Below are 24,682 nucleotides of genomic sequence, written 5' to 3'. Positions count from 1 at the left end.
TAATGGGTAACAATATAATCAAAATAACTTTCGTAGCCGCAGTGCTGGCATCACCAATTGCTCATGCCCAGTGGGTAACTAATACTGAAGATGACCTTTTCTCTGGTGGTAAGAAAGCAATGATGCTTGGCGAGGTTTCATCCGACAATGGCGCCATTGTGTTTGACTGCACTAAAGAAAAGCTATCGGCGGCATACGTTGAAATGGATAAAAGCACCGAATCACTATCAGAGGTACCAATGGACCTGATAATGAAGGTCGACGGGAATACCGCAGTGAAGCTCGATGCTACCCTTTCAAGACGTAATGTTCAGAGCCTCCAGATTCAATCGGATGACGCGGACCAACTAAAAACAGTGCTTAAGCAGCTTCAGGGGGCGAAATCCAAAGTGTTAGTTGGTGTGCAAACAAAGGATGGCGGAAACCAGCATTCCATGTCAGCCAATGTTTCTGGATCGACAACTGCAGTAAACAGCTTCATAAAAGCTTGCGAAATTAACTTATAAGTTACTGCTTTTATTTTGCCGTCCTGATGGCTTCTGCTATCGCCTGATTTAAAGCAGACGGTAGCAGTGCGTTCGCCATGGTACGGGCCCTATCCATATACCCCAGCACTGGAGTCACAGGTAGCGCATCACCAAACCGGATCAAAAGCTTTGGAGAACGCTGTTTACGTTTCGGTCTTCGCGTCCCATTAGCGGAGCGCTTGGCCCGTCGCTTCTTAGCTTTCATCGGTTTCTTACGCTGCCAGACAGCGTTAACGCCATCCACCTCACCTACGAATACATTTTCCTTTGCTTTGAGCTGAGAGAGCTTATTACGCGGCAGGTTGCCGTATTTATTAAGCTTTATGTCTTTCGGGTTAAGCAAAGCACTACCATTGAGCTTATGCTCTCCGCCGAACTCGAAAGGTTCTAGGTAGCCAGCAGCAGTATCACGAACAAACACCTTTGCACGAAGGCTGTTTTTCCTGGCACCAACTGACCCTACCGATTTAACTGTAAAAGGTGTTGGATTATCCAGATGCCGCTCAAATGCTGTTTTTTGGGCTACCTCTATCTGGCGAACCACTTTAGTCATCGCCTGGGCAGTCGCAAACGGTATCTGCTTCTGCAGCTGTCTTAACTGACTGGAAAGGTCTTTAAGCGTCGCCATAACAGTCTCCGTAAGTATTGCCATTATCAAGCCCACTACTTGATGGGACTGTGATGTACGTATTAGCTCGGGTGTGCCGATCTTTAACCGGATAGCCATCGTAAAGGTGCGCTCGCCTTTTCCTTCTTATTTGACGATTAACACGTACACCACAATTCGTCATTATCGCAGGCACTCAGTGAATGCCTGCTGTAATGCGATGGTGAAGGCAATACAAAAGTTATAGTGGTTCTGAGACGCGTCTATGGTTTGAAATCCAACGGAAACTCCTCACCGATAAGGTCCGGCGTAAGGGGTAATAAACCATCATCACTGGCGGTCTGTATAGCTTTAACTGCCGCTTTACACAATTCCGGGTTCCCTTCTACTACATGCATATTGTTGATTTTATTTGTTCCTTTCGGCTGATGAACACGGATAGTGCATGTATCTCCGACATATCTACTGGCATATGGAAATCTACTTTCAACTGCCTCTTTAAATTTTACAGCCCATTGATTGATTATGGGGAACTCCTGTCTCTGCTTTGGTGTTAATGTTTGTTGTTTTGGCCCCTGACATCCCACCAGGAATAATACGAGGAAACATAAAAACTTACTCATTCTGCGCTCCTTACTAAATGTTTCCGAAGTTATAACATATATACAAACGAAGAATGAACGAGCTATTCTTGCTTTGTATTGCAGGCATCTACACAGGGCCTGATGTAATGCTTAACAGTCGGCAACTAGACGCTCTACAGCACGACATGCCCACCAGCAGGCGAGCTTTGTAATGGCTACGATTCCACCGCGTTATGCAGCACTTCCTGACGGTAAATATGCTCGTAACGAGATACCGTCTTCCCGTTCTGGTTCATCACGTAGGCGACCTCACCGGGTTTAAGGAAAACATTTTTGTCCATTCCAGATACCGCGATGCTCTGCTGTTTGGGATTAAAGCCAACGCTCAGGCCGCAATGAATCTCTTCGCCGCCGCCCGGCGACATCACTTTTACTGTTAACACGCTTCTTCTCCTTCTTCTGCTAATAAAAAGCCCCGCTATTGCGAGGCTATTGGTTACCCTGTTCGATGGGGCAGCGCGGGTTGTCACGAGGTTTATGGCGGAGAGTTCATTTAGGCCAGTTGATGAGAAACAGCAAGCCAATGAAGGCACAGAAAATAGCACCAATACCCGCAATGCCCATTATCAACCAGACCAGAATTGTTCCGATGGTTGCGATCACTTTGACCTCACTTCTTTTTGTTTCTGACAATTCGCCTGCCACGCTTTGTTATGCGCCAGGATGTCTTTCTTCGTCTGGCGGTCCATAACGTTGATGTCGTGATCAGTCAGGTAGACTGGCTTTACCCAGTCACAGCTGGTGTCGATGACTTCAACCTTTGCGGGTCCAGTTTCCGCGCAGCTCGCGATCAACATCGTCATCAGGCATACGGTTAACAGTTTGTTGTACATTGCTGGCCTCTTTGGTGGCTTGTACCCGGCGTTCTGCTGCTGCTTCAGTGGCAGCGGCCTTGTCTTCAGTGCGCTGCTGGTCTGCTTTGGCTTCCGCTTTACTGGCACCGCGTGAATGACCAATGCCAAAAGCTGCGGCGATAGCGCCAAGAATGGCTACTGCTACCGTGATGATTAACTGCACTGTGCTCATGCTTCCACCTTCGGTTCAAAGGATCGAACGTTCATGGGTTCCCCTGACGGGAAAGACCAGTTCAGCCAGGTGAAGGTCTTGAGCTCACACATACCGTCAAACATCTCGCCGGGATCGATATCTTCGTAGCTGCAGACGATATGAAGCTCATTACCTTGTGCCTGAAGAACAACCGTATCTGTCTCCCATCGCGGGAGTAAGATGCGCAGCCACTTTTTCATACCAGCACCGTTTTCGCTTGCCCGAAGCGTGCGCGACGATCTTCAAGTCCGTTCGTGCCGCCGTTAATAATCTTCGTCACCTGTATCAGGTCGCCGGAATACTTCAGGCATCCCTTAGTAGCAAAGAACCACGCTGCGCTTCTGGCTGCATAAATGGGCTCAGCTAACAGCTCAGGCTGTTGAACCAAATCTACCTTCAGGGCATTTCCGCAGTCACGATAGTTATCAAGGAACGTGATGCCGATGAGTCCACGCCCTCGGTATTTCCATCCATCACCAGGCGCATTGTTACCGTAGCGTTTGCTGTAGACCAGGTTTGCAATGGCACGCTGGCGCTCAATCGGTAATGCTCGTTCTTCAGGTCGACGGCCAAGCTCATTAGCCTGGTCTTGTGTGATGCGTCCTGCTCGAATGAAGTTTGCCAACCCCACTACGCTGTAGTTGAAGTTTTCCTGTAGTCGGGTGAAACCTAGCGACTCATGCCCAGCCTGAGCAATGAACATCGCCTGGTCTACCGGCTTGGTGATGCCGAACTCTTTCATCGCATCGCTCACTGGCTGAAACCAGCGCGCAGCTAACTCGGCGCTTAGCCCAGCCGCCTTTTGAAATTGTGATTGGTTCATTAGTGCCTCAGTGCGTCAACCAAGCGCGCAACGTTTCCCCGAGCCCATAGAACGGCGGCGCATATCAGGACGTTCACCAGCACCACGAACCAGTGCGATTCATGGTACAGGCCGAACAGGTAACGGAAAGGGACGCTGGCGTATACCAGCACCGTGAAATAAGCCATCAGCGATATCAGAGGGCGATGTCTCGCCCCGCCGCGCTGGTAGAACATCAGTGCAATAACGATCACAGCAGAGATAATTGCGTTTGCCATCGCACTCGGATCACTTGTTACCATTGCTGGCCCCTCCACCACGTAAACGCGAGAGAATTCCAAACAGGCTACCCAAATCCTGACTGTTGACGAACGTCAGCAGCTTAATAGCAATAGCGGCTACGATTACCGCGCCCAGCGCATCAAGTGGCCTGTCGCTATACCCCGTCCATTTGGAGAAGTAAGAGCCAAGCAGTGGAGCGCCGATAACGCCGAAGATGAATGAGGTGATGAAGTAGCCCACCAGCTTAAGGCGACTGATATTAACCGCCGTAGCGACGTAGAACACCGCACCAGCGAATGCGCCAAACACCACACCGTAATCTATGCCGGTTGCCAGGCCGAACATGCTGGCCCCCATCAGACCACCAGCCGCTACTGTCGTGCCAGAAACAGGATCGGACATCTAGTCCCCCTCTTATTGCCGTGAATCCTCTCAGTGATGAGGGGAATAAAAAAAGCCCGCTTTTGAAGGCGGGCTAATGAGTGACTATTAGTAAGTAAGGTAGGTAGTCGTGAGTCTTGCTAACTGACCTGAGTGAGACAGTATCGGGCTGGTTCACAACGGTTCAGGAGAACCATCAGGCAATTACCTTCAACACACATTTCAAGCGTAGCAGCAGTTTGCAAATTCATAAAAAAAGGCCTGCTTTTTACGGCAGGCTCTCAAGGAATTTGAAACTGTATTGTTGTTGTCATGGTGCCGGGTGCCTCCCGGTGACTCTACCCCAGCCAGCAAAGCCGCGCGCATACCTGCAGATAGCAGTTGACTGGAACGCCCTTTCGCTTAGAAAGGATTCACCACAATAATAAGTTACAACTAATCCATTCTAGCGGTCAATACATCATCGCCGTGAGTCCTCTCAGAACGAGGGGAAACAAAAAAGGCCGCCATTTGGCAGCCCTTAGAAACAACAAAACCCCGCCGTAGCGAGGTTTTTTTTATATTTTCTTTCTAACCGTGGACATACAAAGCCATCGTTAGTGTCAAATTACATCAAAAACGGCAACATTGCAAGAAACGTGACGTTAAATTACGCGATATCCGTCAAATTATCGTTTCTTGTTACTTTTTTCAGTTGGGTGTTTGAATAGCTCTCTTCCTGAAAGCAGCGAGAAACAAGCATTTCGTAGAATGGCTTCCAGCTGTAACGCCAGGTGCGATCAGGAAGACTTGGCAGCTCAGAGAATATTCCCCGGTAAGCAACAGATGACTTTGGCCTGCTGTAACCGCGCCCTTCACAGCGCTTGCATTCCTTATAAACAGGTACGCCTTGCAGCTCCGTTGCTTTACGGTCCAGTGTCTTTCCTGTTCCTCCACACTGGCAGCGCTTACTTATTTTCCCGATACCGTTGCATTTTGCGCAGAGTGATTGCTCCACGTTCTTCACCTCCCGCTTCTTTTCGAAAGAAGATGGCGACTGTCCAAGGTCTTTTGCCCACTGAGGAATTCTCATTGTGTAATGGCTTTTGGTGACCGTACCGACTTTTTCAATAAGACCTTTACCGTTGCATTTTGGGCAATCGGATAAATCAGCGGCTGACGATGCATATCCGCGTGCCGATGCCGGTTCTCATGCCGAAGGAGATGGTCCACCAGCTCTATTACACCGAAACAAAAAGATGTCGTACCTGCAATGATGGGCTTCGTGGTGGTTGTTCATCTTGCATTTTCTATAAGAGATAGCCGGGTGCAGCCGGTTAAGTGGAGAGCAACATATGGGGCAGTTAGTAACACTACATGAGTGGGCTTCGGGTCCTAATGGGTTCAAATATCCATTAAGCAACTCAGCACTAAACAAAATAGCCAAGACCAAGCAAACTTTCCCACCAGCTTTAAAGCAAGGTCGCCGCTGGGTTATAGATGAGGACGCTCGTTTTATTGGCATGGTAAGCAATGTTGATATTTCATCATCATTATCAGACAAGGCTCGCCAGTTAGTGGAGAAAGCAATAAATGGCAGCTCGCCCCAGAAAGCATAACGTTAAAATACCTAACCTGTATTGCAAGTTGGATAAACGTACATCAAAAATCTACTGGCAATATCGCCACCCTGTCACTGGAACATTTGTTGGTTTTGGAACAGATGAAGAGGCAGCCAAAGCTGCTGCTACGGAGTTAAATCGGATAACATCTGAGCAGGAAACACGTCAATCCTTCGCTCTTATCGATATGGCCATTAAGAAGACAGATAAGAAAGAGAAAGGAATTCGAGTCGCAGACTGGATAAAAAGGTACGTAGATATTCAGATGGAAAGGATGCGTGACGGAGAAATAAAAAAACCGACCGTAAAATCTAGGAGGTTATGTGCTCAAGTTCTGGCTGACAGAGCTCCTAACGTTCGCCTAAAAGATGTTGACACGAAGTTAATCGCAAAAATTATTGATGAATATAAGTCTGAAGGTAAACATCGAATGGGTCAGCTGATTAGGAGCGTGCTTAACGACGTATTTAAAGAGGCTCAACATGCTGGTGAGGTTGAACCCGGCTACAATCCTGCTTTAGCAGTTAAAAATCCGATAGCAAAGGTAAAGCGAAGCAGGCTCAGTATCGAACAATGGAAGCTAATCTATGAAAGCGCGGGAACATTGCCACCATGCGCTCAGAACTCCATGCTTTTGGCTTTGGTGACTGGTCAACGTATTGGGGACATTGTAGCGATGAAGTTCAGTGATATATGGGATAACCATCTTCATATAACCCAGAGTAAAACAGGAATGAAGTTAGCTATTCCTTTAAATTTACGGTGTGATGCTATTGGCGTGACGCTTTCGGAAGTAATAAGCAAGTGTCGAGACAGAGTTGTGAGCCCATATCTGATACACCATGTGAAACATCATGCTTACGGTAAAGCTGGTTCCCACGTTCCAGAGAAAACAATATCGAAGTATTTCAAGGAAGCAAGAGATAAAGCAAATATTGCATGGCCAAAGGATTGTATTGCCCTGCCCCCATTTCACGAACAGCGTTCGCTTTCATCTAGAACCTATAAAGCGCAGGGTATTGATGTCAAAACTCTGCTTGGGCATAAAACTGAAGCGATGAGCACAATGTATGGAGATGATCGTGGTCTGGAATGGAACAAACTTGTTATTTAGCGAGATAGATAACCTTTAGATAGCCCCAAAGGAAAAGCTGGTGCTACATGAGTTTTGGGGATTTGTTTTGGGGATGATTTGGGGAAGAAAAATTAACCTTATAAAACAATAAAATAAAAATCATCGAATTGTTCCACAAGCAGTCTGCTAACAGCAACGCATAATCTCACAGCCAGCGAACGCGCTGGCTGTTTTCTTTCGACGCCGTTCTTCTCGTGCTAATGTAGCCATCTGCATACTGGATTATCACCGGGAAAATCGCGATGACTGACGACGTTATGGGGACAGGAACCCACCAGCAACTGATAACCTTACTCACCGGGCAAGGCGCACGTTTTCGGGTTATGGAGCACGAGGCGGTCGGGAAATGTGAAGCGGTAAGTGAAATACGCGGGACCGATCTGCGTCAGGGCGCAAAAGCCCTGGTCTGCAAAGTGAAGGGGAACGGTGTTAAAAAGCATGTTCTGGCGATCCTGGCTGCCGATCTGCAGGCCGACCTGAGCCGGCTTGCCAGCCATTTCGGCGGGCTTAAAGCCTCCCTCGCCAGCCCGGCCGAGGTAAGTACCCTTACCGCCTGCGTATTCGGCGCTATCCCGCCTTTTAGTTTCCACCCCGATCTGACGCTGGTCGCCGACCCGCTGCTGTTCGAGCGTTTCGACGAAATCGCATTTAACGCCGGCCTGCTGGAAAAATCCGTGATCATGGATACCCAGGATTACCTGCGCATCGCCCGTCCTGAGCTGGTGACTTTCCATAAAGTCTAACCGTGAAGGCTGACTGTCAGCCTTTTCTCTCCAGCAACAGCACGGAGGCGACGAGAATCGCGGCAATGACGAAAAACGATGAGGAGATAATCAGCGTTTCAACAAACATGTGATCGTTCATGATAGCGACCCCTTTGCGATATCTGCCTTCGTTTTAAAACGCGTAAATGACAAGGTTATGACAGCGGTAAAATCTTTTTAAAACTGTTCTCCGCCCTTTTTCCGCGTACAGTAAGCAGGACGATTATTTTGGCAAGGATTCCCTATGTTTGACCCTACTCTGCTCATTCTCCTGGCACTCGCCGCGCTGGGTTTAATCAGTCATAACACCACCGTCGCCATCTCGATTCTGGTGCTGATTATCGTTCGCGTCACGCCGTTAAATACCTTTTTCCCGTGGATAGAAAAGCAAGGCCTCACCATCGGGATAATCATTTTAACCATCGGGGTGATGGCGCCCATCGCCAGCGGTACGCTTCCCGCCTCAACGCTGCTGCACTCGTTTGTCAACTGGAAATCGCTGGTGGCTATCGCGGTAGGTGTATTTGTCTCATGGCTCGGTGGGCGCGGCGTTACGCTGATGAGCAGCCAGCCTTCACTGGTTGCGGGTCTGCTGGTGGGCACGGTGCTGGGCGTAGCGCTCTTTCGCGGCGTGCCGGTGGGCCCGCTGATTGCAGCCGGTCTGGTCTCCCTGTTTATCGGGAAGTCGTAGTCAGGCTGGCCATGTAACGTGCAGGCGTCTGGCCCAGCCCCTTCTTAAACATGGTAATAAACGCGGTGGTCGAGTCATAACCCAGTGACTGTGCCACCTGCTGTACTGATTTCCCGCTTATCAAATGCTGTAACGCCACAATAAGCTGCAGCTGGTGACGCCAGCGACGAAAGCTTAGACCGGTCTCTTTTACCACCAGTCGCGCCAGGTTGCGTTCGCTCATGGCGAAGTGGCTTGCCCATTGTGCCAGCGTCTGCCAGGCCGCGGGCTCTTCCGCCATCTTCTCGCTCATCAGCCGGATTTTTGGATGGGGTGAGACGGGTAACTGTAAATGCTCCTGACGCTGGAGCGGCAGTTCATCAAACAGGACATCGACCAGTCGGGATGTGGCCGCAAGCTGAAGCTGTGCCTGCGATTTTTCTGCCAGCGATAAAATCAGCTCCCGCACCAGAGGGGTCATTTTCAGCGTACAACAGCGGTCGGGCAGACTGGCGGCGCCGGGCTCAATGAACAAAAAGCAGAGCTGCGCCCCCGGCGTGGCCCTGTTACTGTGCGGCATCTGCCCGGGGATCCAGACCGCGTACTGGGGCGGTACCATCAACATGGCATTTTCCACTTCACAGGTAATCGCGCCGCCAAGTGCCAGAATCAGCTGTCCCTTGCGGTGATGATGCAGGGGTATATATTGTTCCTCCGCCACCACACGGATGCGAAAGGCGACGGCCGCATCATGCTGGCTATCAGGATCGTAGCCGTCCAGTCCCAGTCCAATCATCATGTTGTCCGATTTTAGCGATAAACTGTCATTTTAGCCTGATTTCAACCGCCGGGAAAATCGGTATTGTGTGCGCTCGCTTGAACGTATGAGAACATAATGACTACTGCTATTCGCACCTCAGGAAAACACGGCGCGCTGTTGATTGCAGGCATCCTGATGATCGCCACCACGCTTCGCGTCACCTTTACCGGCGCAGCCCCGCTGCTGGATACCCTTCGCCTTGATTATGGCTTAAGCACGGCGCAAACCGGTCTGCTGACCACCCTGCCCCTGTTGGCTTTTGCCCTGATCTCCCCGCTCGCCGCAGGTCTGGCCCGACGTATTGGCATGGAGCGTAGCCTGTTTATCGCCCTGTTGCTGATTTGCGCCGGGATAGCCATTCGCTCCCTGCCTTCCGCTGCCCTGCTTTTCATCGGCACGGCAGTGATTGGCTGCGGGATCGCGCTTGGGAACGTGCTGTTACCAGGTTTAATTAAACGTGACTTTCCGGGCCAGGTGGCGAAACTCACCGGTGCCTATTCCCTGACTATGGGGGCAGCCGCCGCGTTAGGATCGGCGCTAATCGTGCCGCTGGCCCAGGGTCATGCGGGCTGGCAGGGCGCGCTGCTGATGCTGATGGTGTTTCCGCTGCTCGCCTTGCTGCTCTGGCTGCCGCAGTGGCGTCAGAAACATGTTGCGACGGTAACAGGCGCAGGCGCGTTACATAACCGCGCAATCTGGCGTTCAGCTCTCGCCTGGCAGGTGACGCTCTTTCTGGGGATTAACTCCCTTATCTATTACGTCATCATCGGCTGGCTGCCGGCGATACTGCTTAGCCACGGCTACAGCGAGGCGCAGGCAGGTTCGGTGCATGGTCTTTTACAGCTGGCGACAGCCGTGCCGGGACTTGCCGTTCCGCTGATCCTCCATCGGCTGAAAGATCAGCGGACGATCGCCGGTGCAGTGGCGCTGATGTGCGCGGTAAGCGCAGCGGGATTGTGGTTTATACCGGATATGGCGGTGATGTGGACGCTGGTGTTTGGCTTTGGCTCCGGGGCAACGATGATCCTCGGCCTGACGTTCATCGGTCTGCGCGCGAGCTCTGCGCATCAGGCGGCGGCATTGTCCGGTATGGCACAGTCTATCGGCTACCTGCTCGCTGCCTGCGGACCGCCGTTGATGGGTAAAATCCACGATTCGGTAGGAGACTGGCGCATCCCCCTTCTCGCCTGTGCGCTGGCCGCGATCGTCATGGCCGTCTGCGGGATACTTGCCGGGCGCGACCGGGAAATCGCGCCCCGCTAAACACGAAGGCAGACCATCGGGTCTGCCCTGTTTTAGCCCCGCGCCGCGCGAAGCATTGCCTGTACGAGAACCACCGGACGTCCTTCCAGCGCAGCACGCTCGTGCTGGAACAAAGTGATCACAAAGAACGGGTGGGTTATCAGCTCCGCCGCACGGATTTCCCCCTGTTCGTCCCAGCCCGTCACGCGCATATCACCGCTCTCCAGCGCCTGAGCAAATTCCGGCGACACACCATAGTTGCAGTGATATCCCTCTTCAATTTCGGGTTTGCCGTAGGCTTTGGCGATCAGCGTATTGCTGCGCAGTTCAATGGCATCGGATATTTCCACCAGCGAGCAGGTCAGCGGCGCGATCACCATAGTGCCTTCGGTATCCGTCTCAGCATGTGCCGCATCGTGCCAGCCCAGCACGTTACGGGCATACTCAATCAGCGCATGCTGGAACCCACCGCAGGTCCCCAGGAACGGAATACTGTTTTCACGGGCGTAGCGTGCGGCGATAAAGGCGGCCTCTGTGTTTTTATAGGGGCTCGCAGGAACCAGCCAGATGGCATCGTAGCCCACCAGATCCTCAGAACTGGTTAATTCCGGGGTAGCAAGCCAGTCGTAATCGGCGGTGAGGTCAAGAACGGCCGCAGCATCGTCAATGGCCAGCGGGATCGCCTTGTGTGCAATAACATCAGGATTGTAATCGCCAACCAGCGCAATGCGGAGCGTCGTTTTAACCGGGAGGTGTTCCATGAAAGTTTCCTTATGCCAGAGTATTATCAGATAACATAAGGAACCTCAGACTACCGATCTTCTGCAATTATCACAATACCTTAAATTGGGAGGGTGGAATTATGATTCAGTGCAAACGCGTCTATGAGCAGGCAAGCCAGGACGATGGCTATCGGGTGCTGGTGGACAGACTCTGGCCGCGCGGGGTTAAAAAAACGGACCTCGCCCATGACGAATGGTGTAAAACACTCACGCCATCGAACGCATTACGTCAGGAGTATCATAGCGAAGCTATTGATTTTGCGACTTTCAGTAAAGCCTATCAGGAAGAACTGGCGCAGCACAAGGACGAGGGAAGGCGTCTTGCGGCGGTGGCACACAAGCAGACTCTCACCCTCCTCTATGGCGCGAAAAACACGGAACAGAATCACGCCCTGGTTTTAGCCGACTGGCTACGTCATTTGTGATCAGCTGATTGTCAGCTCATCCAGCATTTGCGGGGCTTGATCAGGGGTGAGCGGCATCAGATGTTCGGCGCGAACAAACGCAAAGCCGTGCTGATTGTCAAAGGCGTAGACGTCTCCGGTGACCAGCCAAAGCGCGCGGTCCGCACTTGCGGGTAATTGCGTCATCACGCCGTTAACCGGGTTTACAAAACGCAGGCCAGGCTGGCAAAGACCAAACAACTCAACAGATTTACCAATATTGCGACGGCCAGACGCCGTGCGGGCACCGATGATCATCGCCATGCAGCCCGGTTTAAGCTGAAACATACTTCTCTCGCGGTAACAGTAGCCAGATACTGGCTAAGAATAATCCTAAAGAGAAGTGTATCGCAGCATCTGCCCTTCTGTCACCTGGTGGGTTGCGGATGATCGCGACGATAGAGCGTCCATTCGTCGATCACTTCACCACCCGGCAGCTTGCACTCGGTACGAACACCCTGCGGGCTTTGAATCGGGATCTGTTCCCCGCCCTTTTCCAGACAGTAAACGGAAGCCGGGTTCGCCATACCTACGGCCTGTGGCGGTTTGGGCGCATCGGGTGGGGTTGTTTTTGCGGTACAGGCGACCAGGGGAAGCGTCAGCGCCAGAAGCAGAAATCTCATCGCATCGATCCTTGTGACATCATCTTTGCCTAAGGGTAACGGCTCAGCGCCGCTTTCTCCATATATAAAATTTTCTGCATTCATGTTTTACTATGCCTGAAGCCTAAGAATTCAGCATAACATGCAGATGCAGACGTCTTCTGCCTGGGAGTCTTTCTACGTCATGTCGGATATTATCCTTGCCCGTGTTTCAGAAACCCTCGTTACTGAGCAATCCCTTAAAAGTCTCGTTCGTCAGCTGCTGGAGATGCTGGAAATCGTCACCGATATGGAGTCGACTTACCTGACGAAGGTGGATATCCAGGCGCGGCTGCAGCATATCCTTTATGCCCGAAACAGTAAGCAGATGACGATCCCGGAGGGGCTGAGCGTGCCCTGGGATGAAACGCTGTGTAAGCGCGCGCTGGATAGCGACACCATCTTCAGTAACGATGTCCCCGAGCGCTGGCCGGAGTGCGAAGCGGCGAAAGCTCTCGGTATTACCACTTACATGAGCATTCCGGTTCATCTCGCCGATGGCTCGCTTTACGGTACGCTTTGCGCCACCAGCACGGCTAAAAAGCCGCTCAGCGAGCGCGGTGAACAGATGTTAAAATTATTCGCCGGGTTGATTGGTCAGTACATTCAGAAAGAATCTCTGGTGAACCAGCTTCGGGAAGCCAACGCGGCGCTCATCGCACACTCTTATACCGATGCCCTTACCGGCCTGCCCAACCGTCGCGCCATCTTTGAGGATCTGACTACTCTGTTTTCCCTGGCTCGACACCTGAAACGTAACGCCATCATTGCGTTTATCGACCTGGACGATTTTAAATTGATTAACGATCGGTATGGGCATGAAGCAGGCGACCAGTTCCTGATTGAAGTGGGCAAGCGTTTGACCGCAGAAAAACAGCAGGACGATATCATTGGTCGGCTGGGCGGCGATGAGTTTCTGGTGGCCTCTCTGAGTCATGTCGACAATGAGGAGCACATGAATCAGCTCAAAGCGCGCTTCAGCGCACGCATTTCAGGGGAATACTGGCTGGGTAACATTAACCTTATTTATCCGGGAGCCAGCCTCGGCGTTATCGAAGTGGACCCAGACGTAACCGATCCGGACAGCGCATTACGTGCTGCTGATGTGGCGATGTATCAGGATAAGAAAGGAAAAAGCAAAACACGCTTTCTCGCGATGGATTAACCCCGTACACTCTACGGCGTTATAAAAAGAAAAAGGTGATGATATGAGAATAGGGATCCTCTTCCCTGTCGTTATTTTTATTACGGCGGTCGTGTTTCTGGCGTGGTTTTTTGTCGGTGGTTACGCTGCACCGGGGGCATAAATGAGAAAAACCACGCTCATTATGTTAATCATCGCCATTGTGGCCTTTGCAGGCACGGAGCTTGGCTGGTGGTGAACCCGTGATGTAAAAAGGCCGCCATCCGGCAGCCTTTTTTAACGCTTCAGTTTTAGCTTTTGATCTTTCTGTAGATAAACAGCACAACCAGCGCGCCGATCACCGCAACCGCAAAGCTGCCGAAGTTAAAGCCATCTACTTTCCCGAAGCCGAACAGCGTACTGATCCAGCCGCCGACTACCGCGCCGACAATACCCAGTATTACGGTGACGATAAACCCACCGCCATCTTTGCCCGGCATGATCCACTTCGCCAGAATACCCGCAATAAGCCCAAAGATAATCCAGGATAAAATTCCCATAACTTTCCTCTCTGTATGGTTTTTGTCATTAAATCAACGACACAAAAAAGGATAGCACAGGATTTGAGAAAGGAAATTTGTGATAAGCCTCACACTGAGCGGATGCGCATTTTGCCATCAAAATGCCCTTCCCCAGGAAATGTGGGGTTGCATCTTTTATTGAGAAAGATTATCTTTCTCAACGCTGAATAGTTGAGAGAAATACTCAGGTATTCAGTACGACATTGCTCACATTGCTTCCAGTATTTCTTGCCCACGCTTTCGTGGGCTTTTTTTTGGGTTATACCCCAACAAAAGCGTGCCGGTTACGGCCTCCGCGTTTTGCCTGATAGAGCGCCTGGTCCGCGGCAATAATAATATTCTGCTGACTGCCCGCGATGTCGACAGCACGCGCAGTGGAGATGCCTACGCTCACCGTGACCCGCCCGAAAGGACTGAACGCGTGTTCAATGTGGAGAGAGAAGACATTGCGAATAATCGTCTGTGCAAGGCGGAGCGCCTCCTGGATATCCGATTCAGGCAATATCAATGCAAACTCCTCCCCGCCATATCGCGCCACAAGCTGGTTGTCGCGAGTGAGGCTTTCCCTGAGGCAGTTTCCCAGTAATGCCAGACACCTGTCCCCTTCCGGGTGACCATAGTTATCGTTGTACTTTTTGAAGTAGTCCACATCCACGAGGAGGAGCGAAATCGGCGCGTCCTCTGCCGCGCACATCGCGATGTCGGAGAGAATTTTTTCATCGAAAATACGTCGGTTATAAAGCCCGGTCAGGGCATCCTCCGAGGCAATAATCTTTAGCGCTTTGTTATCCCGTGTTTTTCTGGATAAGTCGGAATACAGGAAATAAGACGCCACGATGAGTATCGCGGTAAAAACGAAAATAAGTAAGGCAAGCTGAATCGCCTGCTTGCGCCAGGGGGAAAGGGCTTCATCCGCGCTGACCGCCACCGTCGTGACCAGTCCGTAGCGGCTGTTTTTCTCATAGGCATAAATGCGTTCGATTTTATCAAACCGGGAAACGGAGCTGGCTATCCCTGTATTTTGTACTTTTAGGTATTTCCTGAAGAGAGGAGAATCTGAAAAAATCGTACCGATATAGGTATTCTTAAAGGGGTAGCGAATCAGTAAAACGCCTGTTTGTGTCGTTAAGCCAATAACGCCCGCGTGTCCGATATTGATCTGTCCATAAAGGGTCAGAAAGTTTTCGATACCCAGCGTCACCACCACGACGCCGTTAAATGCCCCCGTGTGAGTCTCAAGGCGTCGGCTTATGGTAATAACCCATTTACCATTGGTTCTGCTTATCACTGGCTCGCCAATAAATATCTGCTGGCTTTTATTTTCCTTGTGATAGACAAAGAATGACCGGTCCGCGCCTTTACGGGGACCTGCTAAAGTTTCGTGCAAGGCGGTGAAGATATCCCCCTGCGCATCATAGACAACCACATTATTAATCTGGGTAAGAAGGTTATCCTGATTGCTTATCATTCGCTGAATATTGATCGCCTGTTGCGGGGTCATGCCATAAATTTCAAGGGTGTCGGAAACTGTGGTAATCAACATTTCACTTTGGCGTATGATGCCTTCTGTATAGACATTCAGGGTATGGCTCAGGTTGGCAACGCTGGTATTGATCTGCTGGATTGACTGCTGTCGGGACGTTGCAATCTGCACGGCAAGCGACAATGAAATGATCAACGAGACAATGATGACGGTTATGGTTGTTGTGTAAAAAGTATTTTTGACATGCACGAGCTTTTCCACCTTATCACGCCTGACATCCCTGGCTGACAACTCTTGTCACTGTAACAAAGCTCAGGTTAAGAGGAAAATGAATTGCACTTAAGCATAGTTCATCCGCCTGGATTAGGCTGACTACCCATATTATCAGGCTTGTAGCAAGCCCAGCCTGTGATAAGATTTGAAAAATCAGGGAGCGGACAAGGTATCTGGAAAATGAAAAAGATCGTTGCCGTTACTATCGTTTCAGCGTTTCTGGTCTTTCTGTCTCTCTATACGGTCAATGCGGTTATCATGGGCCAGCAGAAAAGCAAACTGCGTGAGATTTCCCAGACCCTTTTACAGTATTCAGAAGGCCTGTCTCAGAGCGTGGCGCAGACACTTAAAGGCCTGACCACTCAGGGATGCGACAAAGCCAGCCTTGATCGCTACAGACAGATTAAGCTCGACAGCCTTTATTTTGCAGACATCGGTTTTATAGAGCAGGGAAAAATAATCTGTACCGCTTTTTGGGGAAAACTCGCTAACCCTGTCCCCCTGCCAGCAGAGCTCCATAAAACACCCAGAGGATTCCTGCTCGCGCAATTTTCCAGAAAAGATTTTTTCACGGGCAATGCGGCCATCTACAATAATCTTATTATCTTCTCCTCCCGCTACGCTTACGATAAATTCACCCCGGTTACTAACAATTACTCACTCAGCGCAACCACCAAAGACTTTGCCAGAATATTTTTTTCAGCAACCCATGAGGTAAAAGAACAGGATGGGGTACATTCCACGTTATTTACCCTCACCCTCACACAGTGCAGCACTTCCTGAGATTTGTGCGTCATTGTGAAGCATCACCATGCAGGACTGGCCTCGTTATCTCCCGCGGTGTTTGCCTTTCTCGTGGCTATTTTATGTTTTATCTGGATTGCGATAACGTTATTTTTCTTTCGACTCAATGAAGACCGCTTTTCACTGGAACGGACGTTGGTTAAAGCCGTCTTAACCAACACTATTGGCGTTCACTACCAGCCCATAATTCGCATTCAGGATAGCAAAATAGTGGGCGTGGAGGTTTTATCGAGATGGCGCGACGCAAAACACGGTGACGTCTCGCCGGAATTGTTTATTCCATTAATCCAGAAAATTGGTTTGTATAAAAAATATTATACCCATATTCTTGAGAAATCCCTTAAGGACATCGCACCGCTGGTGCTTAAGCATCAACTGGTCGTTTCGCTCAATGTTGGTCGAACGGAAATTGAAGATGGACAATTTATCAGCATTTTGCGCCGTGGATGTTTAGCCAACAACATTCCGCTGTCTATGATAAAAGTCGAACTCTCTGAAAAAGCCGTTTCCACCGCGAATATTCTGGAGGGCTTCTGTCAGAAGTTAAAATCCTTTGGTGTCAGAATATCCATTGATGACTTCGGTGTGCAAAACTCCAACCTGGCCAGGCTTTCGCTTCTTGAATATGATGAGATCAAAATCGACAAGTCGCTGGTCGATGGCATCAGTGAGCATTATAAGCAGAACATTTTTGTGATCTTTAGCGACGCCCTCGCAAAACTGAATAAAACGCTGGTTTTCGAAGGCGTTGAGAACGAAATACAATTCCGCTTTATTGCTGAACGATATCCTGAGGCTCTGGTTCAGGGATGGTATTTTTCAAAATCTGTTTCCCGCCGTGAGCTTGCGAAGCGGCTCCTGGGTCTGGCGCGGTAGGCTATTCATTTCCCCACTGATTAAGGAAGTTCGCAATATCATCAATACGTTCAGCATGAACCCCGGCTTCACGCGCCATCTCTTGCTGAGCTTCCTCATCAATCTCCTCATTATTTGATAACCGCGTGAGCAGCAGCTGGAAATAATGCGCCAGTGGGTCCTGCTCTGACTCACTGACAGGCTTTGCGGCTTCCGTCGCGTATTCTTCGACGATGTCATAGTACTTCAATGGGATGTCGTTATTCATAACTGTCTAAACCTCTCAGGATGAAGCCACAAGTATATCGGACGACGCACGGTTGACCAACGCGTTGCTTCAGATAAGCAGCGCAAGCAGGGCGGCAAGCGCAGGTAAAGCCTGAACATACAGAATCTTCCGGCTGGCGGTCACTGCGCCAAAGAGACCGGCAATCAGCACGCAGGCCAGGAAGAAGATGGCCACATGAACACCCTCTTCACCGAGCCAGAGGCTCCAGAGCAAACCCGCCGCAAGAAAACCGTTGTATAGCCCCTGATTCGCGGCCAGCACGCGGGTTTCACGCGCAAATTCCGGGCTGAGATTAAACGCCTTATGCCCGGTTCTGGTGTCCCACAGGAACATTTCCAGCACAAGGATGTAAAGATGGATAAATGCAACGACAGCGATAAGAACAGTGGCTAGCATCGTGTTATTTCCTGCAGGCAGAGGCAAAAAAAACGGGAACCCTCAGGCCCCCGCTCTTGTTTAACCCAAAGTCTGGATTACATGTTCGCGATGATCGCGTCGCCAAACTCTGAGCATTTCAGCAGTTTAGCGCCTTCCATCAGACGTTCGAAATCGTAAGTTACGGTTTTGGCGTTGATCGCGCCTTCCATACCTTTCACGATCAGGTCTGCGGCTTCGAACCATTCCATATGACGCAGCAGTATTTCAACAAGGCGAAAGTAATTCATTGAATTTTAGAGGAATCTATCATAATTGGAGTTCTAGTCAAGCATTTTAAACCTTTACCTAACCCATTGATTAATTTCGATGAAGTTTGGGTTTTGATAACCTCTTTTTAGCTATCCTCAATTATGAAACGCATCCCAAACCCATTAGTTCTTCTTGCCAGTTTTAACATTGATAGTTTTTGATTGTATGTCGGAAAATAAACGTTCATAGACTAATTGAATCCGAGCCTTATCGGAATCGGTGTGAGCTGCACGATTTACATACTCTAAAATTTCACGTGCCAAAATATGTGCAGCATCTTCAAACTCGCGCGGCCAACTACTTCCTAACATTGATAGCCCTTTGAGCACTCTCCTTTGGATCTCACTCATACCGGCACCATCACGGGCAATAGGTAAGAAAAAGTCTTCCAGTAGTTCCCTGTTTTGAAGTGGCGCAACATGTATTGAAGGATATATCACTTCAGTTTCATCAGATTTATTCTGCGCATAAGCGGATAGTACTCGTACACCTCTGCCAATGACATCAATTGCGGTGCCAGGATCGTTCACTGCCGGTGAAAGGGCCCTGCAGGCTATTTCAGCCATAACGCTAAGACAAAATCGGGGATCCTGAGAAAATGAACGTACATCTGAGACGATGATTGTATCAAGCAGGTCTTTACTGATTAATGGCCCCTGCCCCTGACTCAGATACAAAACTGGCATCGAGGGGTGTATGAAGCTGCCTGGCTGTGCTACAAGATATACATGTCGAGGATCCTCAGTTAGCAACCTGCTGAGTTTCAGCATATCAATATATTCAACATAGCCAATTATCTCCGGATAAACTGCAACCGTTCCGTTTGGTTGTTCATTGTTCTCAAGCCATGGATATCCGCCCAGATATGGACTTTTAGCTCTTTCAACAAATGTTTCGATTGCTGCCTGTTCCACCTTTGCTGTCGTCTCACCAACCCTTCCCAGGGAGGTCAAATGCTGTATCCAACGAAGCAATGTGATGAGAATTAAACCAATGACCACCAGTGTGACGACGAATAAAATGACTCTCCCCCTTTCTCCGTAGGCTCCCATATTAAGAGCAATGATCCCTACCAGGCTGAAGAGAAATGAACCGATGAATGTGGCCAGTACATTTTGTGTGGTTACGTCTTCAACAACTAATCGTGTAGCTCTTGGTGTCACATTAGTTGTAGCTGAACCGTACGCTGTGACCATGATACTAAGCGAAAATGTGGTAACTGCTAGCATACTCGATGCCAGTATATTTAATATGTTATCCACAGCCTCTGCGCCAACCTTCACCGATACCGACTCAGGGATCATTGATTTAAACAGAATTGATAAAAGAGCCGTCATTATCGCTACAATTGCGAATAATGCAGCCCTGAACCATAACTTTTTAAATACCTGCTTAAGAATCCATTGCCAGCGTGAGATCATTTGCATTCCCTCGTATTATGGCCAAGATAAATTAATGCCGCCCTGGAGGGCGGCATTTGATTGTATTAACGAACCAGGTGCAGGAAGTGCAGATGTTTTTCGTACTGGTCCAGTATGTCATTAATCAACTGTTCCTGGTTCCAGCCCATCACATCATAATTTTGACCGCCTTCTTTGAGATAAACCTCTGCGCGATAATATCGATGTTGCTCAGCCTGCTGCTCATCATTATCCATAGCAGCAAGGGCGAAGGTTGGCGAGTTATACCCGCGAAGCCTCACTTCATAAATATAGTTCAGTTCGTTACCCAGATCGACTTCAAGGCGAATACGATCGTCGGCAGCGTCATTAATGTGGCTAATCGTTCCCTGCTTGTTGAGCTCTTCCTGAACCAGCGTCATGGCGGGCTGGATAACGTCGTCCATAAAGCGTTTCACAAGAGAACGCTTAGGCAGATAGGCGATATTACGCAACCTTCTCTGCCAAGGAATCGGGTTACGTGCAGCCGTCGGCGCAATAGTTGCCATGCTCAGGCTTTCACGCTTCGTCAAATCCCGTCTCAGGGCTTTTAACAGTCCGTATATGGATACCAGTAAGATCACTGAGAAGGGTAATGCACTCGCTATTGTCACCGTTTGCAGCGCGCTTAGCCCACCCGCAATCAGAAGTGCAATTGCTACAATGCCCATGAGCGACGCCCAGAAGATACGCTGCCAGACAGGGGTGTTTGCCACCCCACCTGATGCCAGCGTATCCACAACCATTGCCCCCGAGTCAGCAGACGTTACGAAGAAGACGATGACCATCGCCATTGCAATGAATGACAGCACGGAGGAGAACGGGAAATGCTCCAGGAAATTAAACAGGGCCAGCGCGACATCCTGCTGAACGGTATTGGCGAGGTCAGTCGCCCCCTGGTTCATAATGAGATAGATTGCGCTGTTACCAAACACCGTCATCCACATGAGCGTAAAGCCGGCGGGAACAAACAGCACGCCGGTAACAAACTCGCGAATGGTTCGACCGCGAGAGACCCTTGCGATGAACATCCCCACAAACGGCGACCACGAAAGCCACCATCCCCAGTACAATAATGTCCAGCCCCCCAGCCAGTTGCTCGACTTAGGTTCATACGCGTAAAGGTTGAACGTTTTACTCACCAGTTCCGAAAGATAACCGCCCGTATTTTCCACAAATGACTTCAGCAGAAGCACGGTTGGTCCCAGACACAGGACCAAAGCCAGCAGCAGCACCGCCAGGCCCAGGTTGAGCTCGGACAGGATGCGTATTCCCTTGTCCAGGCCGGACACCACCGAAATCGTCGCTAGCCCCGTGATGACAACGATCAGAATGACCTGCACCGTTTCATTGATGGGCACCCCGAAAAGATGATTCAAACCAGCATTCACCTGCAAAACACCGTACCCCAGCGATGTCGCAACGCCAAAGACCGTGCCGATAACGGCGAAAATATCTACCGCATGGCCTATAGGCCCATATATGCGATCGCCAATAATGGGATAGAGTGCGGAACGCAGCGTTAATGGCAGACCGTGACGGTAACTGAAGAAGGCCAGGATCAACGCCACGATGGCATAGATTGCCCATGCATGCAGGCCCCAGTGGAAGAACGTCAGGCGCATTGCTTCCTTCGCTGCAGCAACTGTCTCTGGGGTGCCAACGGGAGGTGAAAGATAATGCATCACCGGTTCAGCAACGCCAAAGAACATCAGGCCGATCCCCATCCCTGCCGAGAAAAGCATCGCAAACCAGGAGTGATAGCTGAAATCAGGCTGCGCATGGTCCGGGCCCAGCTTAATATCACCGTAGTGTGAGAGTCCCAGGAAGGTGACGCTCAGTAAAATGAGGGCCACCGCAAGGATGTAGAACCAGCTGGCATTCGTGAAGATTTGCTGCTGTAGAAGTTTAAAATTTTTGTCGGCAATATCCGGGAATACAGCGGCAAAGGCGACAAGAAGGAAAATTAACAAAGCAGATGTAAAGAATACCGCTTTGTTAATCTGGCTTTTGGACTGCTTTGGGATTGTATCATTTTCACTCATAATTATTCATTCCATTAACTTAGATCCACTTAAGATGACAGGCATTGCCTCTCATAGAGTAGCAAAAACTAGCAGTAAATGGGGCATATAATCAGAAGTCATGTTGTGGTTATATTCTCATATGCTTTCTCCGATTTGGTCTGCTGTAATACTCTCTCATCATAATTGTTGAAAGTCACAAGACTGAGGCACGTAGAAAGACTTAAATCAGCTTAGATACAGGAAATTTTTTATATAGCGTGCAAACTGCCACGTCATAAATTATTGCTACCTGCTTTCTTTCAACACCATTTGAAATGAGCCGCCCGGCCTGCGCCCATTGTTCAGCAGTTAACTTCGGACGCCTGCCGCCTATCCGCCCCTTTTCCCTCGCAACCGCCAAACCCGCCAGAGTGCGTTCCACTATCAACTCCCTCTCCATTTCTGCTAGAGCTGACATAATATGAAAAATGAAACGCCCCATCGGACTTGATGTATCTATACTGTCGGTGAGGCTCTTAAAGTGGATACCGCGCTGCCGAAGCTCGTCCACCAACAGCACCAGATTACGCATGCTGCGCCCAAGGCGATCCAGCTTCCAGACCACCAGCGTATCCCCCTCGTTTAATGCCTTGAGAAGCTTTTTTAGTGCTGGCCTGTTCGCTACCGTTCCGCTCATTTTTTCTTCGTAAATCTGTTCACATCCTGCGCGTTCGAGTGCTTGCCGCTGAAGATCAGTATTTTGGTCATTTGTTGACACCCTTACATAGCCAATTTGCATATTTTTCACCCAGTTATTTCTGCAAAAAAATCAGGTGAAGTTATCGGCCAGGCTGCTCAAGAGCAATCTATAAAACGTCGGTTTGGGAAGTAGCGCGACGAAGGACGTCGGAACGACTGCCGGGAACATCATGCAAGTGGGAGCATTTGGGCTTGGAACTATCAACGGAGACGGCCCACTGTTGGACGCTATGGACGCATTTACACCGACCTGTTTCTCCTCCCATCAAAATGACGGACAGACCCAACTGGGGTTGACTGCAAATACCGGCATTACGTCTATAGTCGTCAATCGGGGCAGCCGACCAACCCGTATTCATCAGGCCTACATTCTACGGCGGACGTGGTTTTCGTATTACGGTGGCTCGTCCTGGTCATATCAGGAGGCTTACACCACGGGTAATACCACAAAGTCCAGCGATGGCACACTAAAGGCAGCGTCTCCTGTTGCCCGTATCGTAGCGAGCCAGGAAGCGTGCCAGCGCGCCGATATAGAGGAAGATGGTTTCTCATGGTGTGGCTGTGGAACGGCGAACTCTGAGGCGGAGGGAATCACTCTTTTTCGTCTCGACGTCGGTGTTTACGTGCTCGCCGGTTCGACAGGCCTGGCATCAGAAGGCTGGCATTTGCTGCCGCCAATGGACCCGGGCGGCATGGGAGAGCTGGGGGTGGTTGAGGCAGAGCAAACCGACAATGGCGAGCTAATAATCCGACTGTTTAAGCGCAAATTCATGCTGAACGATGACGGAGAGATAATCAAAACGAAAGGAGAGCTGATAGATGTCCCGGCGAACAGCTGGATCGATGTTCGCCTAGATATGCCCGCAGATTCACTTTTTAACCAGCGAATGAGCCAGGAACAGGAGGCTTAGCGTCTCCCTCTAATGCGCTTACGCGGATTGCCAGCGCTTTGATTGCCGCCAGCGCATCGAGCACCAGAGGATTGAGGTCGAGTGTCATTTTTCCCGACTCCTCAGCCGAGTGAACATATTGCGGATCTATCTTTTCCAACTCCTGAGCAATAACGCCGCGCCGAATGGCTTTCTCTTCATCAGCAAGGTAGTAGAAGGTCTTAAAATCCATTGCCTCGATGTTTGACAGCGATTCGTTTAGATCCAGATCCCCGGTCACTTTCTTAAAGTTAATGTCCGATGTTCCTGCTGACTGAAATACAGTCCACGGAGCATCTGTTTTTGCAGTTTGAGGATTCGTGTTTAACAGAAAACGGCAATAGCCAGCTCCGCCAGTGGTAACCCACATTTGCGCTATGCGCTGAGTGTTATAAGAGCTTTGGTAGCCACAGCCATTGGCAGGAGCCCAACTGGTGTTACCGTCAGCATCACTGATAAACGATGAGTTTGCATCATTTGGCCTTGGAGCCTGGTATGTTCCAACCCCAAAAGCCCCCACTTGCATGATGTTCCCGGCAGCCGTTCCGACGTCCTTTGTCGCGCTACTTCCCAAACCGAGGTTTGTGCGAGCGTCTTCTGCCTTCGTTGCACCGGTACCGCCGTCAGCAACAGCCAGCGCACCGTTACTCCCTTTCTGCGCCAGTTTACCGATGCCGGGGATGGTTACGGCGGTGCCGTTGATGGTTACACTGATGCTCTGATTTGCCGATGTGGTGGCGAATGTCTCCCACGCACCGATATTCTCGTCATACTCTTTGATGAGCTGAGACATGGCCTGCGCCAGGCCATCGACCGAGATATTGTCAGATACCAGAATGCCGTACTTCTGGCCGCTCAGCGCCGGGGAAGCAGCTGGCGTAACCGTCATTGACGTGGCGCTGTTCACGGATGAGATCTGGAACAGCTGCACCGGGTTAGACATGACAATAATCGTCTGGCCAGCGCGAACCAGGCTGGCGGGTGCCGTCCAGTTCGTGCCGGTGCCGGTTGCTGTATTTCCGTTAATCGCGATAGTGCCAGTGTTATAAAGCATTTTGCGCTCCAT

At 50.2% G+C, this 24,682-nt stretch carries 32 protein-coding genes and 3 pseudogenes; 11 read left to right on the top strand and 24 right to left on the bottom strand.

Annotation, left to right across the window (positions count from 1 at the left end; genetic code table 11):
* Positions 1–2: 2 nt before the first annotated feature.
* A complete protein-coding gene (locus AAER43_RS09025; protein ID WP_001472855.1) occupies positions 3–506 on the top strand; it encodes a hypothetical protein in 504 nt (167 codons plus the stop codon).
* Positions 507–516: 10 nt separating this feature from the next.
* Here the strand turns inward: AAER43_RS09025 and AAER43_RS09020 are convergent, their stop codons facing one another.
* The 10 genes and pseudogenes from AAER43_RS09020 to AAER43_RS08975 form a co-directional block, all read right to left on the bottom strand.
* Positions 517–1,155: a hypothetical protein gene (locus AAER43_RS09020; RefSeq protein ID WP_045888937.1), complete on the bottom strand. Its 639-nt coding sequence runs from the start codon at positions 1,153–1,155 to the stop codon at positions 517–519.
* 242 nt (positions 1,156–1,397) lie between these two features.
* Positions 1,398–1,757 carry a cell envelope integrity TolA C-terminal domain-containing protein gene (locus tag AAER43_RS09015; RefSeq protein ID WP_045888909.1) on the bottom strand — a complete coding sequence of 120 codons (360 nt, stop codon included), beginning with the start codon at positions 1,755–1,757 and terminating at the stop codon, positions 1,398–1,400.
* Positions 1,758–1,933: 176 nt separating this feature from the next.
* On the bottom strand, positions 1,934–2,161 hold the full coding sequence (locus AAER43_RS09010) for a hypothetical protein (RefSeq protein WP_045888911.1): 228 nt from the start codon (positions 2,159–2,161) through the stop codon (positions 1,934–1,936).
* Between the two features lie 106 nt (positions 2,162–2,267).
* Positions 2,268–2,423, bottom strand: coding sequence for a hypothetical protein (locus AAER43_RS09005; RefSeq protein WP_158002600.1), 156 nt, complete (start codon positions 2,421–2,423; stop codon positions 2,268–2,270).
* A gap of 108 nt (positions 2,424–2,531) precedes the next feature.
* The gene (locus AAER43_RS09000; protein WP_049015390.1) at positions 2,532–2,804 is read right to left on the bottom strand and encodes a hypothetical protein; all 273 of its coding nucleotides are present in this window, start codon (positions 2,802–2,804) and stop codon (positions 2,532–2,534) included.
* Complete coding sequence (locus AAER43_RS08995; protein WP_049015387.1) at positions 2,801–3,025, bottom strand: hypothetical protein; 225 nt, start codon at positions 3,023–3,025, stop codon at positions 2,801–2,803. The genes AAER43_RS09000 and AAER43_RS08995 overlap by 4 nt, the downstream gene beginning before the upstream one ends.
* Positions 3,022–3,648, bottom strand: a complete 627-nt coding sequence (locus AAER43_RS08990) for a glycoside hydrolase family 19 protein (RefSeq protein ID WP_049015383.1) — start codon at positions 3,646–3,648, stop codon at positions 3,022–3,024. The genes AAER43_RS08995 and AAER43_RS08990 overlap by 4 nt, the downstream gene beginning before the upstream one ends.
* On the bottom strand, positions 3,648–3,929 hold the full coding sequence (locus AAER43_RS08985; protein WP_022648766.1) for a phage holin family protein: 282 nt from the start codon (positions 3,927–3,929) through the stop codon (positions 3,648–3,650). Before AAER43_RS08985 ends, AAER43_RS08990 begins: the two co-directional genes overlap by 1 nt.
* Positions 3,916–4,311, bottom strand: coding sequence for a phage holin family protein (locus AAER43_RS08980; protein ID WP_022648767.1), 396 nt, complete (start codon positions 4,309–4,311; stop codon positions 3,916–3,918). Before AAER43_RS08980 ends, AAER43_RS08985 begins: the two co-directional genes overlap by 14 nt.
* A gap of 628 nt (positions 4,312–4,939) precedes the next feature.
* Positions 4,940–5,458 (bottom strand): annotated as a pseudogene (locus tag AAER43_RS08975) (antitermination protein); the annotation flags it as partial.
* Positions 5,459–5,624: 166 nt separating this feature from the next.
* Between AAER43_RS08975 and AAER43_RS08970 the strand changes: the two are divergent.
* The 3 genes from AAER43_RS08970 to AAER43_RS08960 all read left to right on the top strand — a co-directional run bounded on the left by AAER43_RS08970 (position 5,625) and on the right by AAER43_RS08960 (position 7,769).
* Complete coding sequence (locus AAER43_RS08970) at positions 5,625–5,888, top strand: excisionase (protein WP_008500733.1); 264 nt, start codon at positions 5,625–5,627, stop codon at positions 5,886–5,888.
* A complete protein-coding gene (locus AAER43_RS08965) occupies positions 5,863–7,005 on the top strand; it encodes a phage integrase Arm DNA-binding domain-containing protein (RefSeq protein ID WP_049015341.1) in 1,143 nt (380 codons plus the stop codon). Before AAER43_RS08970 ends, AAER43_RS08965 begins: the two co-directional genes overlap by 26 nt.
* A 263-nt stretch (positions 7,006–7,268) precedes the next feature.
* Positions 7,269–7,769, top strand: coding sequence for a YbaK/prolyl-tRNA synthetase associated domain-containing protein (locus AAER43_RS08960; RefSeq protein WP_023332738.1), 501 nt, complete (start codon positions 7,269–7,271; stop codon positions 7,767–7,769).
* A 16-nt stretch (positions 7,770–7,785) separates the two neighbouring features.
* Here AAER43_RS08960 and yoaI read toward each other — a convergent pair whose 3' ends face one another.
* The gene (gene yoaI, locus AAER43_RS08955; RefSeq protein ID WP_014883440.1) at positions 7,786–7,890 is read right to left on the bottom strand and encodes a small membrane protein YoaI; all 105 of its coding nucleotides are present in this window, start codon (positions 7,888–7,890) and stop codon (positions 7,786–7,788) included.
* A 144-nt stretch (positions 7,891–8,034) separates the two neighbouring features.
* Here yoaI and AAER43_RS08950 point away from each other — a divergent pair, with 144 nt between their 5' ends.
* Complete coding sequence (locus AAER43_RS08950; RefSeq protein ID WP_014883439.1) at positions 8,035–8,481, top strand: DUF441 domain-containing protein; 447 nt, start codon at positions 8,035–8,037, stop codon at positions 8,479–8,481.
* On the opposite strand, the gene AAER43_RS08945 is transcribed toward AAER43_RS08950, so the two are convergent.
* Positions 8,465–9,256: a helix-turn-helix transcriptional regulator gene (locus AAER43_RS08945; protein WP_014883438.1), complete on the bottom strand. Its 792-nt coding sequence runs from the start codon at positions 9,254–9,256 to the stop codon at positions 8,465–8,467. The two genes, AAER43_RS08950 and AAER43_RS08945, sit on opposite strands and share 17 nt — an antisense overlap.
* Before the next feature lie 99 nt (positions 9,257–9,355).
* Between AAER43_RS08945 and AAER43_RS08940 the strand changes: the two genes are divergently transcribed.
* Positions 9,356–10,543 carry a CynX/NimT family MFS transporter gene (locus AAER43_RS08940; protein WP_014883437.1) on the top strand — a complete coding sequence of 396 codons (1,188 nt, stop codon included), beginning with the start codon at positions 9,356–9,358 and terminating at the stop codon, positions 10,541–10,543.
* A 32-nt stretch (positions 10,544–10,575) separates the two neighbouring features.
* Here AAER43_RS08940 and AAER43_RS08935 read toward each other — a convergent pair whose 3' ends face one another.
* Positions 10,576–11,283: a CTP synthase gene (locus tag AAER43_RS08935; protein WP_023332733.1), complete on the bottom strand. Its 708-nt coding sequence runs from the start codon at positions 11,281–11,283 to the stop codon at positions 10,576–10,578.
* A 101-nt stretch (positions 11,284–11,384) separates the two neighbouring features.
* On the opposite strand from AAER43_RS08935, the gene AAER43_RS08930 reads away from it, so the two are divergent.
* Positions 11,385–11,729 (top strand): DUF488 domain-containing protein, encoded by a 345-nt coding sequence (locus AAER43_RS08930; RefSeq protein WP_014883435.1) that lies wholly within the window; start codon positions 11,385–11,387, stop codon positions 11,727–11,729.
* On the opposite strand, the gene AAER43_RS08925 is transcribed toward AAER43_RS08930, so the two are convergent.
* Both AAER43_RS08925 and AAER43_RS08920 read right to left on the bottom strand, forming a co-directional pair.
* Entirely contained in the window at positions 11,730–12,035 is a 306-nt protein-coding gene (locus tag AAER43_RS08925) for a hypothetical protein (protein ID WP_014883434.1), read from the bottom strand.
* An 80-nt stretch (positions 12,036–12,115) separates the two neighbouring features.
* Positions 12,116–12,370 (bottom strand): DUF333 domain-containing protein, encoded by a 255-nt coding sequence (locus tag AAER43_RS08920; RefSeq protein ID WP_014883433.1) that lies wholly within the window; start codon positions 12,368–12,370, stop codon positions 12,116–12,118.
* Positions 12,371–12,533: 163 nt separating this feature from the next.
* Between AAER43_RS08920 and AAER43_RS08915 the strand changes: the two genes are divergently transcribed.
* Both AAER43_RS08915 and AAER43_RS08910 read left to right on the top strand, forming a co-directional pair.
* Entirely contained in the window at positions 12,534–13,553 is a 1,020-nt protein-coding gene (locus tag AAER43_RS08915; RefSeq protein WP_050862230.1) for a sensor domain-containing diguanylate cyclase, read from the top strand.
* 43 nt (positions 13,554–13,596) lie between these two features.
* Positions 13,597–13,695, top strand: coding sequence for a YoaK family small membrane protein (locus AAER43_RS08910; protein ID WP_014883431.1), 99 nt, complete (start codon positions 13,597–13,599; stop codon positions 13,693–13,695).
* A gap of 127 nt (positions 13,696–13,822) precedes the next feature.
* Here AAER43_RS08910 and AAER43_RS08905 read toward each other — a convergent pair whose 3' ends face one another.
* Both AAER43_RS08905 and AAER43_RS08900 read right to left on the bottom strand, forming a co-directional pair.
* Positions 13,823–14,071 (bottom strand): GlsB/YeaQ/YmgE family stress response membrane protein, encoded by a 249-nt coding sequence (locus tag AAER43_RS08905; protein WP_008500746.1) that lies wholly within the window; start codon positions 14,069–14,071, stop codon positions 13,823–13,825.
* 280 nt (positions 14,072–14,351) lie between these two features.
* Entirely contained in the window at positions 14,352–15,836 is a 1,485-nt protein-coding gene (locus AAER43_RS08900; protein ID WP_224955213.1) for a sensor domain-containing diguanylate cyclase, read from the bottom strand.
* Positions 15,837–16,028: 192 nt separating this feature from the next.
* Between AAER43_RS08900 and AAER43_RS08895 the strand changes: the two are divergent.
* Positions 16,029–17,528: pseudogene (locus AAER43_RS08895) on the top strand (EAL domain-containing protein).
* Position 17,529: 1 nt separating this feature from the next.
* Here AAER43_RS08895 and AAER43_RS08890 read toward each other — a convergent pair.
* The 6 genes and pseudogenes from AAER43_RS08890 to AAER43_RS08865 all read right to left on the bottom strand — a co-directional run bounded on the left by AAER43_RS08890 (position 17,530) and on the right by AAER43_RS08865 (position 22,727).
* Positions 17,530–17,775, bottom strand: coding sequence for a DUF2543 family protein (locus AAER43_RS08890; RefSeq protein ID WP_014883428.1), 246 nt, complete (start codon positions 17,773–17,775; stop codon positions 17,530–17,532).
* A 69-nt stretch (positions 17,776–17,844) separates the two neighbouring features.
* The gene (locus tag AAER43_RS08885) at positions 17,845–18,192 is read right to left on the bottom strand and encodes a DUF1304 domain-containing protein (RefSeq protein WP_014883427.1); all 348 of its coding nucleotides are present in this window, start codon (positions 18,190–18,192) and stop codon (positions 17,845–17,847) included.
* Positions 18,193–18,269: 77 nt separating this feature from the next.
* Positions 18,270–18,440 (bottom strand): annotated as a pseudogene (locus AAER43_RS08880) (NADP-dependent isocitrate dehydrogenase); the annotation flags it as partial.
* Positions 18,441–18,605: 165 nt separating this feature from the next.
* A complete protein-coding gene (locus tag AAER43_RS08875; protein WP_050862228.1) occupies positions 18,606–19,904 on the bottom strand; it encodes a DUF2254 domain-containing protein in 1,299 nt (432 codons plus the stop codon).
* A gap of 65 nt (positions 19,905–19,969) precedes the next feature.
* Positions 19,970–21,967, bottom strand: coding sequence for a choline BCCT transporter BetT (gene betT, locus AAER43_RS08870; protein WP_057057772.1), 1,998 nt, complete (start codon positions 21,965–21,967; stop codon positions 19,970–19,972).
* 202 nt (positions 21,968–22,169) lie between these two features.
* Entirely contained in the window at positions 22,170–22,727 is a 558-nt protein-coding gene (locus AAER43_RS08865) for a recombinase family protein (RefSeq protein ID WP_050862229.1), read from the bottom strand.
* A gap of 190 nt (positions 22,728–22,917) precedes the next feature.
* Here AAER43_RS08865 and AAER43_RS08860 point away from each other — a divergent pair, with 190 nt between their 5' ends.
* Positions 22,918–23,598, top strand: coding sequence for a phage tail protein (locus AAER43_RS08860; RefSeq protein ID WP_231082188.1), 681 nt, complete (start codon positions 22,918–22,920; stop codon positions 23,596–23,598).
* Here the strand turns inward: AAER43_RS08860 and AAER43_RS08855 are convergent.
* Positions 23,564–24,670, bottom strand: a complete 1,107-nt coding sequence (locus AAER43_RS08855; protein ID WP_231082187.1) for a tail fiber domain-containing protein — start codon at positions 24,668–24,670, stop codon at positions 23,564–23,566. The two genes, AAER43_RS08860 and AAER43_RS08855, sit on opposite strands and share 35 nt — an antisense overlap.
* Between the last annotated feature and the right edge of the window lie 12 nt (positions 24,671–24,682).

Source organism: Enterobacter sp. FUJ80071, assembly GCF_038739915.1.
GTDB lineage: Bacteria > Pseudomonadota > Gammaproteobacteria > Enterobacterales > Enterobacteriaceae > Enterobacter > Enterobacter kobei.
The sequence above is the reverse complement of the archived record's forward strand: the minus strand, read 5'-3'. Positions and strand labels throughout refer to the sequence as shown.

What these genes read in the sequence shown, in the direction of transcription:
- AAER43_RS08935 (WP_023332733.1), bottom strand. Translation starts at nt 11,283, where the DNA reads ATGGAACACCTCCCGGTTAAAACGACGCTCCGCATTGCGCTGGTTGGC.
- betT (WP_057057772.1), bottom strand. Translation starts at nt 21,967, where the DNA reads ATGAGTGAAAATGATACAATCCCAAAGCAGTCCAAAAGCCAGATTAAC.
- AAER43_RS09015 (WP_045888909.1), bottom strand. Translation starts at nt 1,757, where the DNA reads ATGAGTAAGTTTTTATGTTTCCTCGTATTATTCCTGGTGGGATGTCAG.
- AAER43_RS08970 (WP_008500733.1), top strand. Translation starts at nt 5,625, where the DNA reads ATGGGGCAGTTAGTAACACTACATGAGTGGGCTTCGGGTCCTAATGGG.
- AAER43_RS08885 (WP_014883427.1), bottom strand. Translation starts at nt 18,192, where the DNA reads ATGCTAGCCACTGTTCTTATCGCTGTCGTTGCATTTATCCATCTTTAC.
- AAER43_RS08985 (WP_022648766.1), bottom strand. Translation starts at nt 3,929, where the DNA reads ATGGTAACAAGTGATCCGAGTGCGATGGCAAACGCAATTATCTCTGCT.
- AAER43_RS08865 (WP_050862229.1), bottom strand. Translation starts at nt 22,727, where the DNA reads ATGCAAATTGGCTATGTAAGGGTGTCAACAAATGACCAAAATACTGAT.
- AAER43_RS08860 (WP_231082188.1), top strand. Translation starts at nt 22,918, where the DNA reads ATGGACGCATTTACACCGACCTGTTTCTCCTCCCATCAAAATGACGGA.
- AAER43_RS08930 (WP_014883435.1), top strand. Translation starts at nt 11,385, where the DNA reads ATGATTCAGTGCAAACGCGTCTATGAGCAGGCAAGCCAGGACGATGGC.
- AAER43_RS08910 (WP_014883431.1), top strand. Translation starts at nt 13,597, where the DNA reads ATGAGAATAGGGATCCTCTTCCCTGTCGTTATTTTTATTACGGCGGTC.
- AAER43_RS08995 (WP_049015387.1), bottom strand. Translation starts at nt 3,025, where the DNA reads ATGAAAAAGTGGCTGCGCATCTTACTCCCGCGATGGGAGACAGATACG.
- yoaI (WP_014883440.1), bottom strand. Translation starts at nt 7,890, where the DNA reads ATGAACGATCACATGTTTGTTGAAACGCTGATTATCTCCTCATCGTTT.
- AAER43_RS08945 (WP_014883438.1), bottom strand. Translation starts at nt 9,256, where the DNA reads ATGATTGGACTGGGACTGGACGGCTACGATCCTGATAGCCAGCATGAT.
- AAER43_RS08855 (WP_231082187.1), bottom strand. Translation starts at nt 24,670, where the DNA reads ATGCTTTATAACACTGGCACTATCGCGATTAACGGAAATACAGCAACC.
- AAER43_RS08905 (WP_008500746.1), bottom strand. Translation starts at nt 14,071, where the DNA reads ATGGGAATTTTATCCTGGATTATCTTTGGGCTTATTGCGGGTATTCTG.
- AAER43_RS08915 (WP_050862230.1), top strand. Translation starts at nt 12,534, where the DNA reads ATGTCGGATATTATCCTTGCCCGTGTTTCAGAAACCCTCGTTACTGAG.
- AAER43_RS08960 (WP_023332738.1), top strand. Translation starts at nt 7,269, where the DNA reads ATGACTGACGACGTTATGGGGACAGGAACCCACCAGCAACTGATAACC.
- AAER43_RS08980 (WP_022648767.1), bottom strand. Translation starts at nt 4,311, where the DNA reads ATGTCCGATCCTGTTTCTGGCACGACAGTAGCGGCTGGTGGTCTGATG.
- AAER43_RS09000 (WP_049015390.1), bottom strand. Translation starts at nt 2,804, where the DNA reads ATGAGCACAGTGCAGTTAATCATCACGGTAGCAGTAGCCATTCTTGGC.
- AAER43_RS08890 (WP_014883428.1), bottom strand. Translation starts at nt 17,775, where the DNA reads ATGAATAACGACATCCCATTGAAGTACTATGACATCGTCGAAGAATAC.
- AAER43_RS08950 (WP_014883439.1), top strand. Translation starts at nt 8,035, where the DNA reads ATGTTTGACCCTACTCTGCTCATTCTCCTGGCACTCGCCGCGCTGGGT.
- AAER43_RS08940 (WP_014883437.1), top strand. Translation starts at nt 9,356, where the DNA reads ATGACTACTGCTATTCGCACCTCAGGAAAACACGGCGCGCTGTTGATT.
- AAER43_RS08965 (WP_049015341.1), top strand. Translation starts at nt 5,863, where the DNA reads ATGGCAGCTCGCCCCAGAAAGCATAACGTTAAAATACCTAACCTGTAT.
- AAER43_RS08925 (WP_014883434.1), bottom strand. Translation starts at nt 12,035, where the DNA reads ATGTTTCAGCTTAAACCGGGCTGCATGGCGATGATCATCGGTGCCCGC.
- AAER43_RS08990 (WP_049015383.1), bottom strand. Translation starts at nt 3,648, where the DNA reads ATGAACCAATCACAATTTCAAAAGGCGGCTGGGCTAAGCGCCGAGTTA.
- AAER43_RS08875 (WP_050862228.1), bottom strand. Translation starts at nt 19,904, where the DNA reads ATGATCTCACGCTGGCAATGGATTCTTAAGCAGGTATTTAAAAAGTTA.
- AAER43_RS09025 (WP_001472855.1), top strand. Translation starts at nt 3, where the DNA reads ATGGGTAACAATATAATCAAAATAACTTTCGTAGCCGCAGTGCTGGCA.
- AAER43_RS09020 (WP_045888937.1), bottom strand. Translation starts at nt 1,155, where the DNA reads ATGGCGACGCTTAAAGACCTTTCCAGTCAGTTAAGACAGCTGCAGAAG.
- AAER43_RS08920 (WP_014883433.1), bottom strand. Translation starts at nt 12,370, where the DNA reads ATGAGATTTCTGCTTCTGGCGCTGACGCTTCCCCTGGTCGCCTGTACC.